The following is a 16,040-nucleotide window of genomic DNA, read 5'->3' on the forward strand; positions in this document are numbered from 1 at the left end:
CCTGAATAAGGAAACGGATATGCGTGCATTACAACTGATTGAAGACCGCAAGCTCGAGATCGTCGATGTTGCGCCCCCGCCCGCGCCCGGTCCCGGTGAGGTTACCGTCAACATCAAAGCAGTTGCGCTCAATCACATCGATGTCTGGGGCTGGCGGGGCATGGCCTTTGCCAAGCGCAAGATGCCATTGACGATCGGCGCGGAAGCTTCGGGCGTTGTCGATGCGATCGGCGCGGGCGTCGGCAATCTACTGCCAGGCCAGCTCGTCTCGATCTATGGTGCACAGACCTGCGGATTGTGCCGTCCCTGCCGTGAAGGTCGCGACAATCTTTGCGAACATGTCTCCGGTGTGCACGGTTTCCATCTCGATGGTTTCGCCCAGGAGAAAGTCAACCTCAAAGCCCGTTTACTTGTCCCGGCTCCTCCTGGCGTCGATGAAATCGGTGCTGCCGTCGCACCCGTTACCTTCGGAACGGTCGAGCACATGCTGTTTGATAATGCCAGGCTCGAACCCGGAGAAACGATTCTCGTTCACGCCGGTGGTTCCGGTATTGGCTCGGCGGCAATCCAGCTCGCCAAGAAGATGGGCTGTACCGTCATCACAACTGTCGGTTCGGACAACAAGATCGAGAAGGCCAAGGCGCTGGGGGCGGATCACGTCATCAATTACCGCGAGGATCGCTTCGAGGGAGTCGTGCGCAAGCTGACAAAGAAGAAGGGTGTTGATGTTGTCTTCGAACATGTCGGCGCCGATACATGGGCGGGGTCCATGTTGTCGCTGCGCCGCGGCGGGCGGCTGGTCACCTGCGGCTCGACGTCGGGTGTTTCAACCAGCATGAACCTTATGATGCTGTTCCAGCAGCAGTTGAAACTTCTCGGCTCGTTCGGGTGCCGCATGGAAAACATGGCTGATGCCATGCAGAAGATGGCGCGTGGCCTTGTCCATCCAGTCATCGACACCGAAGTCGGCTTCGATGATATCGATACGGCATTGAAGCGGATGGAAGGCCGGGACGTCTTCGGCAAGATCATCCTGCGCGTAAACTGATCGAGAATGAAGCTCAATACAAAGTTGGCACTATTCCGTTGGAGCCAGCGGTTGAAGAAATTCAACTACTGGCTGTCGGCATTTGTCATTTTCGGTGTCCTCAAATTGCTTCGTATGCTGCCAGCGAAGGCGGCTATGGATTTTACCGATGCCGCAGCGCGTAAAATTGGCCCATTAATGGGCCGCCATCGCATTGCGATGACCAACCTGCGTAAAGCCTATCCGGAGAAACCCGAAGAGGAACTGCAGAAGATTGCGCGCGACATGTGGGGTAACATGGCGCGCCTGACGGCCGAGTATGTGTTTCTGGATGCGATCTTCGATTTCGATCCGCACAGCGACACGCCCGGACTAGTCGAGGTTCAGGGTCGCGAAATCTTCGAACGCATACGGGACGAGAAGGACCGCCCGCATATATTCTTCACAGGTCATACGGGGAATTTCGAGCTGCTGCCGATCTGCGCGGCGACATTCGATCTGAACGTCACTGCGCTGTTTCGCCCACCGAACAACCCCTATGTTGCCAAGAAAATCCTCGGGGCACGCCGCACCAACATGGGGCATCTCGTTCCGTCGAAGGCCGGTGCAGCTTGGTCGCTCGCCACCGTCCTCAACAACAATGGCAACGTCGGCATGCTGGTCGATCAAAAATTCAAACGCGGCATCCCTTCTACTTTTTTCAACCGCCCATGCAAAACCAATCCACTTCTCGCGAAACTCGTGCGTCAATATGAGTGCAATGTATATCCGGCGCGCTGTGTGCGCCTGCCCGGTGGCCGGTTTCGGCTGGAACTTGAAGAGAAGATGGAGATACCGCGCGATGACAAAGGAGCCGTGGACCTCGCCGCAACTGTCCAGGCTCTGAACGACAAGGTCGAGTCCTGGGTGCGCGAATACCCCGGCCAGTGGATGTGGTTCCACAAGCGCTGGAACAGCAATTAGTAGTAGTTCATCACCGCATGTTTGGCTTCGGCGAAGAACAGCCAGCGCTCAACAAGAATCCCCAACACATATGCGATGACGCTGAAAACAAGCGCAATCTGCGCGGTCAGCCCTTCGCCAATGGTCATCGCCAACAAAAGCGCCAGGATAGGCAGAGCCACACCGAAAACGAAAGCGATCACCCACAGCTTTGCGGTGTGTTTACGGGCAACGCGAAAGCCCATCTCCCGCGTCAGATAGTTGTCCAGCGCATGCGGACGCTCAAACAGCCGCACCTTGCCGATGAAACCAAGACCGGTTGCCGTTTCCGGCGTCGAAATGGGTAAGAGTGTCGTGGCGCGGTTGCGCCAAACCAGTTTGGCGACTAACGCCAGGAGGACGAACAGAAGCGCCAGCAACTCCTCGACCAACGCATTTCCGCCCACGAAGGCGCTTGCGAACAAGAAACCACCGGCTAGCGAAAACAACAGAAAACACAACGGAGTCAGTTTCGTATGCCACGAGTCCACAGTCTTGAGCGACGCGTAGATCATCGACGTGCAATAGACTGTCACCAAAGCACCAAGCACAGTGATAAACCCCAAAATCACATCATGCCTATCGGCGAAGATTGCCAGCGCAGCACTCAACGTCAGGGGGACAAACGTCGCGATTGCCATCACACCCTCGCGTGACAACCAGCTGGAGCGCCATTGGCTCAGGGCCCGCCATGCACGTTGCGGGTTGCCAAGATGCAAGAGCGAAGCTGCCAGTCCAATGCTGATCAGTGCCAGCGAAGTCAAATAGGCAAGCTTGGTCATTAGCAGCGACGGATCCAGAAAACCGAGCCCAAGCACGACCGCAAGTCCGTAGCCCAGACCTGACAGCGTCGTGAAAACAATAATCGAATACGCTGGATGCATCGCCTAGATCCGGTCCAGCGTCTTGTCGAGCCAAGCGAAAAATCCGCGCGCGCCTTCGGTGTTCTCTGCAAGAGGTATTATTGGCATGCTTTCGCTCAACGACTTCCGTGGACGAGGTGGTAGGTACTTGTTGGTGGGCCGTGTTTCCTGCTCCGGCATAAGATCGAAACCACCGCGTTCGACCACCATGATGGCCACATCGGAATTCGGATCGCCAAGGTCGCCAAAATGCCGGGCATTGACCGGACAAGTCCTGACACAGGACGGAACGCGGTCTTCTTGCTTCAGTGTCTCATTGTAGACGCGGTCGACGCACAGTGTGCACTTCTTCATCACGCCGGCAGCAAGATCCATCTCCCGAGCCCCATAGGCACAGGCCCAGGCGCAAAGTCCACAGCCGATGCACTTGTCCTCATCCACCAGCACGATGCCGTCCTCGGTACGCTTGTAAGACGCTCCAGTCGGGCAAACCGTGACACACGGCGCGTCTTCGCAATGCAAGCAGGACTTTGGAAAGTGCACAACGCGGGCGTCGCCAGCTTCACCGATAATTTGTCCGCCTTCGGGCGCGACTTCAAAACTGTGGATGCGGTTGAGAAACGTACCTGAAACATCCTCGCCATAGGGATGCTGGTCCGACAGCGCACTGCCATAGCCGCCGGTATTCCATTCCTTGCAACTGATTACACAGGCATGGCAGCCGACACATACATCAAGATCGATCACCAGCCCGAGTTTTTTTGCGGTACGATTTTGCGGAAGACTGGTCATTTTGACGACCATTCCTGCCCGTAACGCAGTTCATCGACTGGTTGCGATTGGCTGCCAGGAGGTTTGATTGCAGCGAAATACGGTTCGCTGATCTCCACCCCAGCCTGGGCCTTTTCAATGCGCACGCGCAAGTCATACCAGGCGGCCTGCCCCGTAATAGGATCGGAGTTCGACCAGCGCATCCCATCGGCTTTTGGTGGCAAAAGTTCGTGAATGAGATGGTTGAGGAGGAATCCCTTGGTTGCTTCGGGCGCGTGCGGATCAAGCGCCCAAGCGCCCTTACGCTTGCCGATCGCATTCCATGTCCACATGGTTTTGCCATTCACCGCATCGGTCCGCGCAATTTCGCATTTGATCCGGCCGTGATGCGAAATGACCCAGGCCCAATCGCCATCCTTCAACCCCAGCTCGTCGCAAATCGTACCCGGGACATACAATGGATTTTTCGTGTGTATCTGTCGCAGCCATGCATTCTGCGAGCCCCAGGAATGATACATCGCCATCGGCCGCTGAGTGATCGCATGATAGGGAAATTCTGTGGCGTCGACGCCCTGTTCTTCGAAGGGCCGGTACCAGTCCGGTAGCGGATCGAAACAATCGAGCAGGCGTTCGCGGTATTGTTCGGGCGCGAACGGTTGCCGAACACCCATCGCCGATAGCCGGAACTTCTGCAGCGTCTCGACATAGAGCTGAAGGGTGACCGGCTGCGGTGCATCAAAGAAACCCATATCAATGGCGAACTGTTGATAAGCGGCATTGTGGTGCTTGAAATAGAGTGCCTCATCGGGAATGTGCTTCATCCAGAACGCACCGTGATCAATATAGTTTTTCAGCTGATCTTCATTAGGCGTGCCCCTGCCCTCGCCTTTGGTATCCGCACCGCGCCACCCCGAGAGTGGGCCGATACCGGGCTTGCGCTGGTGATTGACGATATAGTCCGCATAATCTGTGTACAGCGCCACACCTCTATCATCGACGAAACCCGGCAATTTCAAGCGGGCTCCGAGATCGATCAGCACGGACTGAAACCCGCGCACATCCCTGTCCGGCTCCAGCACTGGCCAGCGAATTGCATCGCAGGCGGCGTCAGGTTCGGAGATGGGCCGGTCGAGCAGCGAGATACAGTCGTGACGCTCCAGATAGGTCGTATCTGGCAAGACAAGATCGGCATAGGCAACCATTTCCGATGAATACGCGTCCGAATAGATGATCTTCGGGATTTTATATTCGCCGGTTGTCTCGTCGCGCTCTTCCAGCATCTTGATCGTGCCACGCGTATTCATCGAGGAGTTCCACGCCATATTGGCCATGTACAGGAACAGCACGTCGACGGGATAAGGATCGCCAGCGCAGGCATTGGCGATGACCATATGCATCATGCCGTGTGCGGAAAGCGGCGCTTCCCAGGAAAAAGCTTTGTCGATCCGCTGCGGCTTGCCCTCACTATCGACGAGAAGGTCTTCGGGTCCAAGCGGATATCCAAGATGCGGCCCCGCAAGCGGTTGGCCGGGCTGCACATGTTCCGCTCTGCCATGCGGTCTTGGGTGGGCCGTCACCGGTTTGGGATAAGGCGGCTTGTACCGATAGCCGCCCGGGCAGTCGATGGAGCCGATGATCGTCTGTAAAACGTGCAATGCACGCGCCGACTGAAATCCATTCGAATGAGCGGAGATGCCGCGCATGGCATGAAAGCTCACCGGCCGTCCGATCATTACCTCGTGCTGCTCGCCTTTCATGTCGGTCCACGGTTGTTTGAGAACGATCTCTTCCTCAAAAGCTACTCGCGCGATTTCCGAAGCCAGCCCACGGATCGTACTCGCCGCAACCCCAGTCTCTGCCGCGACTGCATCGGGTGCATATTTCGGATCGAGATATTTCTCTGCCATTAGCCGTAGGACGCTGCGCACCTTCCGACTATCTTCTGTGACGAATTCAGCATTGAGATCAGCGACATGACCCGGTTCGTCAAATCGCACAAGCGCACCGGATTTGCGGTCACGCACCAAGGCCTTGCCGAGATCGTCGCGCAGGAAAAGCCCGTGGTCTTCCCTACCCTCGTCATCGATCACCAGCCAAGGCGCATTGGTATAGCGCTGGAGATAATCAAGATCGATCTTGCCGGTGCGAAAAAGTTCATGGATGACGGCAAGAATGAGCAGTCCATCGGTACCAGGACGGATGCCGATCCAGTTATCAGCGATAGCGGAATAGCCCGTGCGCACCGGATTGACCGAAACAAAACGCGCCCCACGCTTCTTGAGTTTGGAAATACCGATCTTGATCGGGTTGGAATCATGATCCTCCGCCACACCGAACAAAACAAATAGCTTGGTTTTGTCCCAATCGGGCGCGCCAAATTCCCAGAACGCACCACCAATCGTATAAATCCCTGCGGCCGCCATGTTGACCGAACAAAAACCGCCATGTGCCGCGTAGTTCGGTGTGCCGAAATTTTGCGCCCAGAAGCTGGTCAGAGCCTGGCTTTGATCGCGGCCCGTAAAGAAAGCGAGCTTCTGCGGCGCGGTTTCCCGCAACAGCTGCAGCCAATCGACAGCCAACGCCAACGCTTCTTCCCAGCTGATTTCTTTGAATTCGCCTGAACCGCGTGGTCCTGTTCGTAACAGCGGCGCTCGCAATCGCGCCGGCGAATAGTGCTGCATAATTCCGGCTGATCCTTTGGCACACAAGACCCCCTTGTTGATCGGGTGGTCGCGGTTACCCTCGATGTAGCGGATTTTGCCGTCTTTCAGATGGACATCGATGCCGCAACGGCAGGCGCACATATAGCAGGTGGTTTTCCGAATCTCATCACCAACCGGCTCCGATAAAGCAAGGACTGGTTCTGAATTCATACCCGATGCGCCCCCTTGTTCACCAAGACAAAATGGCGCGTGACCTGCTTCAGCCAACCATCTGTCTCGATCCTTTAGCGGCAGTCTTGCAAGAAATCTGCGGGTTTTGCAAAGAGCATGCGCGTCCGACTCACTAACATCTTAGCGGGTCTAGGGGATTGCGTTGTCAGGAAAACGGCACCAGTCCCAACCGGACTGGTAAAACTAGTGGGCTGATCGCTGGGCTAGAGCTAGTGAACGGCTGTGCCGATCCCACGGGCCGCAGCCCGCGTCATTGTATCTGCTCCAATGCGGGCGGTTGCGAATGCTCCGTAGCCCGCTCTGGTGTGAGCAGTGCAATTGCCAGGATGAGGCCAATCACGCAGAGAACACCCGGAATGCATGTCCCGCTCCGCTTGGCGGAGAGTCCAGCATTATCCTGGTCGATGAATACAAATTCTTTCTCTGCTACTCTTTTTTCGCGGAGCATTTCGTGGTCCTGTCGATGAATTGGAACCGCTATATTGCGGCGACTAAAAGATGGCCCTCACCAAAATGTAGTTCAAGCGGGTGCGACAAACCTGCATAAGGGCGCAATTTACTTTCAAATAGCCCGGTGCTTTCAGTGTTATAGTTGCGCTTGTATCGTCACCAGTATTTCATTTGTAAAGTTACAACCAGAGCCCCAAATTTGCCCTTGGCCAAGTTTCTCAAAGGTTGGAGCGTTCAACTGTCGTCAGACAACAAGTTGCTACTTGCCAAATCGGGAGTGGTGCTGATTTGATAAGGCATGGATGACAAGCTCTCCCGTGCCATTGAGAAACGGCGTGATGACCTGATAGCGCTGACGCGCGATCTCATCCGTTTCCCCACGATCAACCCGCCCGGCGAGGCCTATACGCCCTGCGCAGAATTTCTCGCGAAGCGGTTGCAGCTGATCGGCTTCGAGACCCAGTTGATCCGCGGTGAAGGGACGCCTGGCGACACGGACCGCTACCCGCGCACCAATGTCGTCGCCCGCTTTGATGGTCGCACCCATGGCCAGACCGTGCACTTCAATTCCCATATCGACGTCGTGGAAACGGGTGAAGGCTGGACCGTTGATCCGTTCGAAGGCGTCATCAAGGACAGCAAGATTTATGGCCGCGGCGCGTGCGACATGAAGGGTGGACTCGCCGCTTCAATCATTGCAGCGGAAGCATTTATCGAGGTCTATCCGGACTTCGCTGGCGCCATAGAAATATCCGGCACGGTAGATGAGGAATCCGGTGGCTTCGGCGGTGTTGCCTATCTCGCCAGCAAAGGCTTCTTCTCGAAGCCCCGCGTCGATCACGTCATCATTCCGGAACCACTCAACAAGGACCGCATCTGTCTCGGTCATCGCGGCGTCTGGTGGGCAGAAATCGAAACCAAGGGAGAAATCGCCCACGGGTCGATGCCATTTCTTGGCGATTGCGCCATTCGCCATATGGGAGCGGTCCTTGAAGCGTTCGAAAAGGAACTTTTCCCCGCCCTGGACAACAAGCAAACCTCGATGCCAGTGGTTCCCGATGGTGCGCGGCGATCCACCATGAATATCAACTCCATCCATGGCGGACAGACTGACGACTATTCTGGATTGCCCTCGCCCAACGTGTCCGATAGCTGCCGCCTGACCATCGATCGCCGTTTCCTGCTCGAGGAAGACATCACTGAGGTTAAACGCGAGGTCGTTTCGATCCTTGACAGGCTGCAGTGGGAGCGCCCCAAATTTCACTACAGCATTCGCGACATCATGGAAGTGCAACCGTTGATGACCAAGCGCGATGCGCCTGTCGTCACCGCAGTTGCCGAGGGAATCCGGTCAGTTTTTGGCCGGGAACCGCAGTACGTGATCTCACCCGGTACTTACGATCAAAAACACATTGCACGCATCGGGCTACTGCACGACTGCATAGCCTACGGCCCGGGCATACTGGACCTCGCACATCGGCCGGATGAATATGTCGGCATCGAAGACATGATCGAATCCGCCAACGTCATGGCGCTCGGTTTGAAGGTGCTACTGTCGGGATCGGCCTGATTGCCAAAAAGCTGGAGAGTTACTGGATGAAATCGTGGAAGTTAGCCGTCGCCTGTGTGGCAATAAGCTTGGTGATGTCCTCAGCATCCTATGCCGCGAAGACCGACCTTGTCCTCGGCATCGTTTTGGAACCTCCGCACCTCGATCCGACCGCGGGCGCCGCGGCAGCCATCGACGAGATCGTCTATGCGAATATCTTCGAGGGGCTGACACGCATTGGTCCAAAGGGGAACGTCCTCCCCGCCCTCGCCGAAAGCTGGACACAATCGGACGACGGCAAGGTCTATACGTTCAAGTTGCACAAGGACGTCAAATTTCACGATGGCACAGCGTTCGACGCCGATGATGTCAAATTTTCGCTCGATCGTGCTCGTGGCGACAAATCCACCAACGCACAAAAGGGTCTGTTTTCAGCCATCGATACTGTCAACGTTGTTGATCCACTAACAGTCAAGGTGGCTCTGAAACAGCCGAGCGGTGACTTCCTCTACAATATGGGCTGGGGCGATGCGGTCATCGTGGCGCCTGAAAGCGCCGGGACTAACAAGGACAAGCCTGTTGGAACCGGCCCATTCAAATTCGACAGCTGGGCTAAGGGCTCCCAGATTGTCATTACGAAAAATGCCGATTATTGGGGAAAACCAGCATTGCTCGACAAAGCCACATTCCGGGTCATCCCAGATCCGGCTGCCGCAACGGCGGCGCTCTTGGCGGGTGACGTCCAGGCTTTTCCCGTTTTTCCGAGTTATGAAACCATCTCGCAGTTCCAGGCTGATCCCCGTTTTAAGGTTGTCATCGGCACGACCGAAGGAGAGACGGTTCTCGGCATGAATAACAAGAAGCCGCCCTTTGACAATCCAAAGGTCCGTCAGGCCATCACCCACGCCATTGATCGGAAGTCGTTGATCGATGGCGCGATGTTCGGGTTTGGCACGCCCATCGGATCATTCTTTCCGCCCCATCACCCCGCCTACATCGATCTGACAGCGGAAACTGCTTACGATCCGGAACTTGCGAAGAAGCTAATGGCGGAGGCCGGTCATCCTGACGGCTTCAAGACAACGCTGAAACTTCCGCCACCCACCTACGCCCGGCGCGGCGGTGAAATTATCGCAGCCGAACTGCGTGAAATCGGCATCGAGGCGGAAATTATTCCGGTGGAATGGGCGCAATGGCTGGATCAGGTCTTCAAGAATAAAGACTATGACATGACGATCGTCTCTCATACCGAGCCGAACGACCTGAATATTTTTTCCCGCGACGACTATTATTTCAATTATGACAGTCCGGCCTTCAAGGATCTGATCAAACAAATAGACGCCACATCCGATGGCGCCGAACGCACCGGACTTTACCAGCAGGCGCAAAAATTGCTTGCAAAAGACGTACCTGCGGCGTTCCTGTTTCAGCTGCCCAAAACCGGCATCTGGGACGCAAAGATTGAGGGGCTATGGGAAAATGGACCGATTCAGGCCAATGATTTAACCTCTGTGAAGTGGCTGGACTAATGCGGTCTGGTGCGCCCATTCGATGTTGAGCTATGCCACGAAGCGAGCGTTGATCGCCATCCTCACGCTTCTCGCCGCGTCGCTTGTTGTTTTTGCGATGCTTGAAATCGTACCGGGTGACCCCGCTCGACTGATGCTGGGGATGAATGCCACCGAAGATGCCGTCCACAATCTGCAAGAGCAGATGGGTCTCAATCAACCGCTCGCTATACGATATTTCAGCTGGCTCGGCGGGCTGCTGACCGGAGACCTTGGCAAATCCTATACGTATTCGGTTCCCGTGTTTGACCTCATCAAGGAGCGGGTTGCTGTTTCATTGCCGCTCGCTGTGATCTCGTTGGCATTATCCACGTTGATCGCACTTCCTGTCGGCATTTTTGCCGCGTCAAAACGCGGCAAGTTCTCCGATACGCTAGCCATGGGAGTTGCGCAGGTGGGTGTAGCGATACCAAATTTTTGGTTCGCCCTCCTCCTGGTCTATCTATTCGCAGTGACGTTGAGGCTCGTTCCGGCCGGCGGCTTCCCGGGCTGGGGCGCAGGCTTCGGTGTGAGCCTTAAATCACTGATACTGCCGTCTATTGCACTTGCTCTCCCTCAAGCCGCGATCCTTGCCCGCATCACCCGCTCTGCTCTGCTGGAAGTACTCGGTGAGGATTATATTCGCACGGCTCGCGCCAAGGGTTTGAGCAGGCGGCAGGTTTTATACCGTCACGCGTTGCGCAATGCTCTTATCCCCGTCCTAACCATTCTTGGGTTGCAATTCGCATTCCTGCTTGCCGGTACGATCATCATTGAAAACGTATTCTATCTGCCGGGCCTTGGTCGTTTGGTATTCCAGGCAATCACCCAGCGGGATCTGATCGTGGTGGAGGGCGTCGTCATGCTGCTCATTGCTACCCTCGTCCTTGTCAATCTGCTGGTCGATCTTTCCTACGCCATAGTAGATCCCCGTTTGCGGGGCCGTTCATGAGCATCGGCAAGGTACTGGCGAACAGATCCTTTTGCGTCGGCCTCATCGTCACGAGCCTGATCGCGCTAGTGGCATTGCTATCATTCGTCTGGACGCCCTATCCGGTGGGAGCCTTCGATATCGCGGGCAAGCTAAAGCCGCCATCCGCAGCGCATTGGCTCGGCACAGATCATTTTGGTCGTGACATTCTGTCGATGATCATGGTTGGAAGCCGTAATTCCATCGCCGTAGCGTCTGTTTCCGTGGCAATTGGCGCTGGCATTGGCGTGCCGCTTGGCCTGTGGGGTGCTGCAACCGGTGGTTTTGTCGATGAGGTTCTGATGCGCTTCAACGATCTTGTCTTCGCCTTTCCGGCATTGCTCTCGGCTGTCATGATCACGGCAGTCTTCGGCCCGGGCGCGATCAACGCAATTATCGCGATCGGCATTTTCAATATTCCGGTTTTTGCGCGCGTCGCCCGTGCCGCTGCCCTCTCCCTGTGGTCGCGCGAGTTTGTGATAGCGGCGGGCGCTATTGGTAAAAGCCCGGCCCGCATTACGCGTGACCACATATTGCCAAATCTCGCGTCTCTTTTAATCGTGCAAGCAACCATCCAGTTTTCGCTCGGCATCCTCGCAGAAGCAGGTCTTTCTTATGTTGGACTGGGTTCACAACCTCCGATGCCGAGCTGGGGTAGAATGCTGTTCGAAGCCCAGACTATGATTGGCTTGGCACCGCACATGGCGCTGTTTCCCGGTCTCGCGATTGTCATCACAGTTCTCGGGCTTAATTTGCTCGGCGATGGTTTGCGCGATGTGCTTGACCCAAGATTTCAGTGATAGCCGTTACAAGAGCAACCCGAGCAGAAACAGAGCCAGGATTGCGGCTGTAAAAATTCCGGTTGTCACGCTGAAAATGTTAAGCGCGTCCTCGATGTTCTCGGCTCCGGCATCGCGGCGCCCTGCACCGTTCAGCATCGGTTCGTTCGCCATCACGCCGCCATAGACGCGAGGGCCCGCAAGTGCCACTTCGATCGCCCCCGCCATCGCCGCCTCGGGCCACCCTGCGTTGGGCGAGCGGTGCAGCCGCGCATCGCGCATCATCACATTGAACGAGCGAAGCGCTGCATCATAGCCATGCACGACCCAGGCTGCTGCCGCGATCAGAAGACCTGTTAGTCTTGCGGGTATCCAGTTGGCAACGTCATCGAATTTGGCCGCGAACCGCCCAAAATCACGGTAACGATCATTCAAATGCCCGATCATCGAATCTGCCGTATTTAACATCTTGTAGGCAAAAAGCCCGGGAAGCCCCAGCAGTGCATACCAAAATGCCGGCGCGATAATGCCATCGGAAGTATTTTCAGCAAGACTTTCGATGGCGGCGCGGCTTACCGCAGCATCATCGAGTACTTCGGGGTCACGTCCGACAATCATCGAGACGGCGCGGCGGGCACCAACGATACCTTCCTCGCGCAAGGCTATCGCGACACGCTCGACATGTTCGCCGAGGCTCTTCTGCGCCAGAAATATCGCAACAATCAGCGCTTCGATCAAACCGCCAAAGGGCTGAATCGTCTGCAGCGCGAGATGCATGAGAAAACCAATGAACGCTGCCAGCACCAACAAACCCAGCATCGCGAGGAAACCATCACGCCGTCTTTCATCGTCCGAATCGCTAGCCTTGTTGAGCTGTTTGTCGGCCAGCTCGATCGCTTTGCCAAATAGAGCGACAGGATGGGGGATTTTCCGCCACAACCCATCAGGATCGCCGAAAGTTCGATCGGCAAGCAAGGCAAGAAACAGAATCAATAGATTGATTTCCATGAATAATTCGATCCTGTTGAATCAAAAATCAGCTGGGTATTGCACTTAACGCAATACGAAGACGTTGCTGCAATCGTTCAGCTACATTCTCATCCAATGGCAGACCAAAACGCAACCATTGTGGCGCGTAGTCAAATTTTCTTGTCAACACATGTTGCTCGCATAGAGCTTCGTGAAGCTGCCGAGCGTGCTTAAACTCCACCAGCGAAAACAGCATTGTGCCACCAACTTGGAAAAGACCCGCTTCTGCCAGGACGCGTCCAAGCAGCTCACGACGGGCCCTCAACCGCTTCGCAAAACCTGCAAGGAGGATTTCATCGGAAAACGCATGGGATGCGATGGTTAGGGCGGGACCCGATACCGCCCACGGACCCAGCCGAAGCTTGAGGGCCTGCGCAATATCGTGCGTCGTCAACGCAAAACCCAATCGCAGCCCTCCCAAGCCGAAGAATTTGCCAAAAGATTTCAGGATAATCAGCCCACTTATTCCTGTGTGGTCTGCAATGCTTGCTTCTGGATGGGCATCGGCAAAAGCTTCATCGACAATCAGGACGCCACCTCTGCTCTCCATTCGCCCAGCAAGTTCAAGCAAAGATGCCCTTGAGACAATTCGTCCATCCGGATTGTTCGGATTGGCCACAACCGCAACCTTCGAAGTTGGCAAAATCTCGTCGATGCTCGCGCAATTCGAAATCCGCCAGCCTGCATTGAGAAATGATGCACTGTGCTCCTGATAGGTCGGACCGACGATCGCGACTTCGCCTTTTGCAGCCACAATAACAGGCAGTATTTGAATAAGCGATTGTGTGCCTGGCGCTGCAACGATTCCCGCCTCAGCCGCCGCGCCATAATATTTTCGGGCGGCGTTAAGGGTTGACGTGAGCAGTTTTTCGTCCGGCAAGCGATTCCAGATTTCAAGACCAATCGGCGGCAGCGGTAATACTTCTGGATTGATACCGGTTGAAAGATCAATCCAGTCGGATGGCGCGCCACCGAAACGTTCCACAGCGCGATCGAGCGCACCTCCATGTTCAATCTGCATTATTCCGCCAAATCAATTATGTGCATGTATGAGCCGCTCACCGATCCGGCGCGCAGCCCGGCTTCGCCCAAATCTTCACCCAGTGCGTCCCGAACGCGGAAGAGCCGTTCGGCGGCGCCCTCGCGGACAATACTGGCATAGTGAAATTCGTGTCCCGTAAGCTCTGTCTGAAATGGAGCCGCCACAAGTGGTTTGAGGCGGCGATAACCGAGATGCATCCTCCGGTTTGCAAAACTTGTTTCGACAGGCAGGAGCCCGAGCATCGGATGCACTTTGCCCGCAGCATCCTCGATGCTCCTGCCCAGCACCATGTATCCTCCACACTCGCCGTATATCGCAATTTTGTCGGCAGCAGCCGATTTCATACCCGAGGCAAAGTTCTCTGACTGGGCAAGGCGCCCAGCGTGAAGTTCTGGATAACCTCCGGGCAGATAGATTGCATCGCTGTCTCCGGCCGGCGCTTCATCCGCAAGCGGTGAAAAATAGCTTATCTCAGCGCCGCGCCGCCTCCAGCCGTCCAGCAGATGCCAGTAGGAAAATGCGAATGCGTTGTCACGCGCAACGGCTATCCTTTGTCCGAGAGGCGGAATGCGGGATACATTTGCCATCGATCCTGTGGGACCATAGCGATTGGCCATTTGCTGGATCTGATCGAGATCGATCCTGTCGCCAATGATATTACCTGCGTTCGTGATGAAAGCCTCAAGTTCGAGATGTTCACCCGCCTGTACGAGCCCGAGATGCCGTTCCGGCAATTGCAACCCCTCGTCACGCGGCAAGCAGCCGAGAACCGGTATGCCAACGGGCTCCAGTGCCGAACGAAGCATGGTCTCATGGCGCACACTACCGACCCGATTGAGGATTAGGCCCGCAATCATCACGTCACGGCGAAAATCTCGAAAACCGCTAACGAGTGCGGCAATCGAATGCGATTGCCGCGCACAGTCGACAACAAAAATGACCGGAAGCGACAGATGTGTCGCAAGATCGGCGGCAGACCCCCGCCCATCGCTGGCACCATCGAAAAGGCCCATCATACCTTCGACCACGAGCATCTTGTTGCCTTCGGTATGACGCGCAGCCAATGCACTGATCAAATCCGGCCGCATCGCCCAAGGATCGAGATTGACGCAAGGACTACCGCTCGCCACCGCGTGATAAGCCGGGTCGATGTAATCGGGCCCGGCTTTTGCCGGCGCAATCTCCACACCGAGATTTCGAAGAGCGCGCAACAATCCAAGCGTGACGGTCGTCTTGCCGCTGCCAGACGACGGAGCGGCAACAATCATGCCTTTCATCCCGCATCCTTTTCCCGGCGGGTTCCAAGCGGATCCTGCGTAAGCACACGACCTTCTGCCGCGCCGAGCCAGTCGAGTGCCGCACGCAAGCGGACAACCTGTCCCACCACCACGATGGCGGGAGGGCGGAGGCCGGACTGTTGAACATCAGCCTCCGCTCTCTCGAGCGTTGTCTCAAGCACTTTCTGATGGCCCGTGGTGGCATTGCAGACGAAAGCGATTGGTTCGTCCTTGGAGCGACCAGCAGCAATCAGGCGCGAAGCAATCAGTCCGATATGCTTCATTGCCATATACATGACGATGACCGAAGAACCCTTGGCGATACTATTCCAGTCCATCGAATCGGGAACGAGGCCGGTAGCATCATGTCCGGTCAGGAAGGTAACACTTTGGTTGGTTTCGCGGTGAGTGACGGGGATACCCGCGTAGGCAAGACCACCGATCCCGGCCGTAATGCCGGGGATAATCCGGAATGGCACTTGATGTTCAACCAAGGTCAACGCTTCCTCACCGCCTCTTCCGAAAACGAAAGGGTCACCGCCTTTCAAGCGCAGCACTCGCTTGCCGGACTTCGCGAGTTCGACCAGTCGAAGCGATATATCGCGTTGTTGCGGAGATGGTTTCCCGCCCCGTTTGCCGGCATACTCCAACACTGCTCCGGGACCAGCGTAAGACAGGCAATCTTCATTAACCAAAGCGTCGTAGACGATGACGTCGGCTTGTTCGAGCCCGTTGACAGCGTGTAGAGTCAACAGGCCAGCATCACCGGGCCCTGCTCCTACCAGCCATACGTGTCCGGTTTCAAAAACTGGCAGTTTCGAATTCATCGCGCTCATCGCTCGTTCCGATCTTTTGCGCATA

General features: G+C 55.9%; 13 protein-coding genes. 6 read left to right on the forward strand and 7 right to left on the reverse strand.

Annotated elements, in window-relative coordinates:
- The first annotated feature begins 19 nt into the window (after nt 1–19).
- Nucleotides 20–1,048, forward strand: coding sequence for a zinc-binding dehydrogenase (locus tag LB462_RS12485; protein WP_224508320.1), 1,029 nt, complete (start codon nt 20–22; stop codon nt 1,046–1,048).
- A gap of 6 nt (nt 1,049–1,054) precedes the next feature.
- Nucleotides 1,055–1,990, forward strand: a complete 936-nt coding sequence (locus tag LB462_RS12490; RefSeq protein ID WP_224508322.1) for a lipid A biosynthesis lauroyl acyltransferase — start codon at nt 1,055–1,057, stop codon at nt 1,988–1,990.
- Here LB462_RS12490 and LB462_RS12495 read toward each other — a convergent pair.
- From LB462_RS12495 to LB462_RS12505, 3 genes are read right to left on the reverse strand one after another with little or no spacing between them, the layout of a single operon-like run.
- The gene (locus tag LB462_RS12495; RefSeq protein ID WP_224508324.1) at nt 1,987–2,892 is read right to left on the reverse strand and encodes a dimethyl sulfoxide reductase anchor subunit family protein; all 906 of its coding nucleotides are present in this window, start codon (nt 2,890–2,892) and stop codon (nt 1,987–1,989) included. The genes LB462_RS12490 and LB462_RS12495 overlap by 4 nt on opposite strands.
- A gap of 3 nt (nt 2,893–2,895) precedes the next feature.
- On the reverse strand, nt 2,896–3,663 hold the full coding sequence (locus LB462_RS12500) for a 4Fe-4S dicluster domain-containing protein (protein ID WP_224508326.1): 768 nt from the start codon (nt 3,661–3,663) through the stop codon (nt 2,896–2,898).
- On the reverse strand, nt 3,660–6,515 hold the full coding sequence (locus tag LB462_RS12505) for a molybdopterin oxidoreductase family protein (RefSeq protein ID WP_224508328.1): 2,856 nt from the start codon (nt 6,513–6,515) through the stop codon (nt 3,660–3,662). The genes LB462_RS12500 and LB462_RS12505 overlap by 4 nt, the downstream gene beginning before the upstream one ends.
- A gap of 769 nt (nt 6,516–7,284) precedes the next feature.
- Between LB462_RS12505 and LB462_RS12510 the strand changes: the two genes are divergently transcribed.
- Genes LB462_RS12510 through LB462_RS12525 form a run of 4 tightly spaced genes read left to right on the forward strand, consistent with a single transcriptional unit; the run spans nt 7,285 to nt 11,852 of the window.
- Nucleotides 7,285–8,556 carry an acetylornithine deacetylase/succinyl-diaminopimelate desuccinylase family protein gene (locus LB462_RS12510; protein ID WP_224508330.1) on the forward strand — a complete coding sequence of 424 codons (1,272 nt, stop codon included), beginning with the start codon at nt 7,285–7,287 and terminating at the stop codon, nt 8,554–8,556.
- A gap of 26 nt (nt 8,557–8,582) precedes the next feature.
- Nucleotides 8,583–10,064, forward strand: a complete 1,482-nt coding sequence (locus LB462_RS12515; protein WP_224508332.1) for an ABC transporter substrate-binding protein — start codon at nt 8,583–8,585, stop codon at nt 10,062–10,064.
- Nucleotides 10,065–10,086: 22 nt separating this feature from the next.
- Entirely contained in the window at nt 10,087–11,034 is a 948-nt protein-coding gene (locus LB462_RS12520) for an ABC transporter permease (protein ID WP_224508333.1), read from the forward strand.
- A complete protein-coding gene (locus LB462_RS12525; protein WP_224508335.1) occupies nt 11,031–11,852 on the forward strand; it encodes an ABC transporter permease in 822 nt (273 codons plus the stop codon). The genes LB462_RS12520 and LB462_RS12525 overlap by 4 nt, the downstream gene beginning before the upstream one ends.
- A gap of 6 nt (nt 11,853–11,858) precedes the next feature.
- Here LB462_RS12525 and cbiB read toward each other — a convergent pair whose 3' ends face one another.
- The 4 genes from cbiB to cobA are packed head-to-tail and all read right to left on the reverse strand — an operon-like array spanning nt 11,859 to nt 16,015.
- Nucleotides 11,859–12,839, reverse strand: coding sequence for an adenosylcobinamide-phosphate synthase CbiB (gene cbiB, locus LB462_RS12530; RefSeq protein ID WP_224508337.1), 981 nt, complete (start codon nt 12,837–12,839; stop codon nt 11,859–11,861).
- A 28-nt stretch (nt 12,840–12,867) separates the two neighbouring features.
- Nucleotides 12,868–13,881 carry a threonine-phosphate decarboxylase CobD gene (gene cobD / locus LB462_RS12535; protein WP_224508339.1) on the reverse strand — a complete coding sequence of 338 codons (1,014 nt, stop codon included), beginning with the start codon at nt 13,879–13,881 and terminating at the stop codon, nt 12,868–12,870.
- Complete coding sequence (locus LB462_RS12540) at nt 13,881–15,179, reverse strand: cobyrinic acid a,c-diamide synthase CobB (protein WP_224508341.1); 1,299 nt, start codon at nt 15,177–15,179, stop codon at nt 13,881–13,883. Before LB462_RS12540 ends, cobD begins: the two co-directional genes overlap by 1 nt.
- Nucleotides 15,176–16,015: a uroporphyrinogen-III C-methyltransferase gene (cobA, locus tag LB462_RS12545; protein ID WP_224508343.1), complete on the reverse strand. Its 840-nt coding sequence runs from the start codon at nt 16,013–16,015 to the stop codon at nt 15,176–15,178. Before cobA ends, LB462_RS12540 begins: the two co-directional genes overlap by 4 nt.
- Nucleotides 16,016–16,040 lie beyond the last annotated feature (25 nt).

The sequence above is a fragment of the Phyllobacterium chamaecytisi genome (genome assembly GCF_020164455.1).
In the GTDB taxonomy this organism is placed as follows: domain Bacteria; phylum Pseudomonadota; class Alphaproteobacteria; order Rhizobiales; family Rhizobiaceae; genus Phyllobacterium; species Phyllobacterium chamaecytisi.

Coding starts and splice junctions, on each gene's coding strand:
- LB462_RS12485 (WP_224508320.1), top strand. CDS start 20: ATGCGTGCATTACAACTGATTGAAGACCGCAAGCTCGAGATCGTCGAT.
- LB462_RS12490 (WP_224508322.1), top strand. CDS start 1,055: ATGAAGCTCAATACAAAGTTGGCACTATTCCGTTGGAGCCAGCGGTTG.
- LB462_RS12495 (WP_224508324.1), bottom strand. CDS start 2,892: ATGCATCCAGCGTATTCGATTATTGTTTTCACGACGCTGTCAGGTCTG.
- LB462_RS12500 (WP_224508326.1), bottom strand. CDS start 3,663: ATGACCAGTCTTCCGCAAAATCGTACCGCAAAAAAACTCGGGCTGGTG.
- LB462_RS12505 (WP_224508328.1), bottom strand. CDS start 6,515: ATGAATTCAGAACCAGTCCTTGCTTTATCGGAGCCGGTTGGTGATGAG.
- LB462_RS12510 (WP_224508330.1), top strand. CDS start 7,285: ATGGATGACAAGCTCTCCCGTGCCATTGAGAAACGGCGTGATGACCTG.
- LB462_RS12515 (WP_224508332.1), top strand. CDS start 8,583: ATGAAATCGTGGAAGTTAGCCGTCGCCTGTGTGGCAATAAGCTTGGTG.
- LB462_RS12520 (WP_224508333.1), top strand. CDS start 10,087: ATGTTGAGCTATGCCACGAAGCGAGCGTTGATCGCCATCCTCACGCTT.
- LB462_RS12525 (WP_224508335.1), top strand. CDS start 11,031: ATGAGCATCGGCAAGGTACTGGCGAACAGATCCTTTTGCGTCGGCCTC.
- cbiB (WP_224508337.1), bottom strand. CDS start 12,839: ATGGAAATCAATCTATTGATTCTGTTTCTTGCCTTGCTTGCCGATCGA.
- cobD (WP_224508339.1), bottom strand. CDS start 13,881: ATGCAGATTGAACATGGAGGTGCGCTCGATCGCGCTGTGGAACGTTTC.
- LB462_RS12540 (WP_224508341.1), bottom strand. CDS start 15,179: ATGAAAGGCATGATTGTTGCCGCTCCGTCGTCTGGCAGCGGCAAGACG.
- cobA (WP_224508343.1), bottom strand. CDS start 16,015: ATGAGCGCGATGAATTCGAAACTGCCAGTTTTTGAAACCGGACACGTA.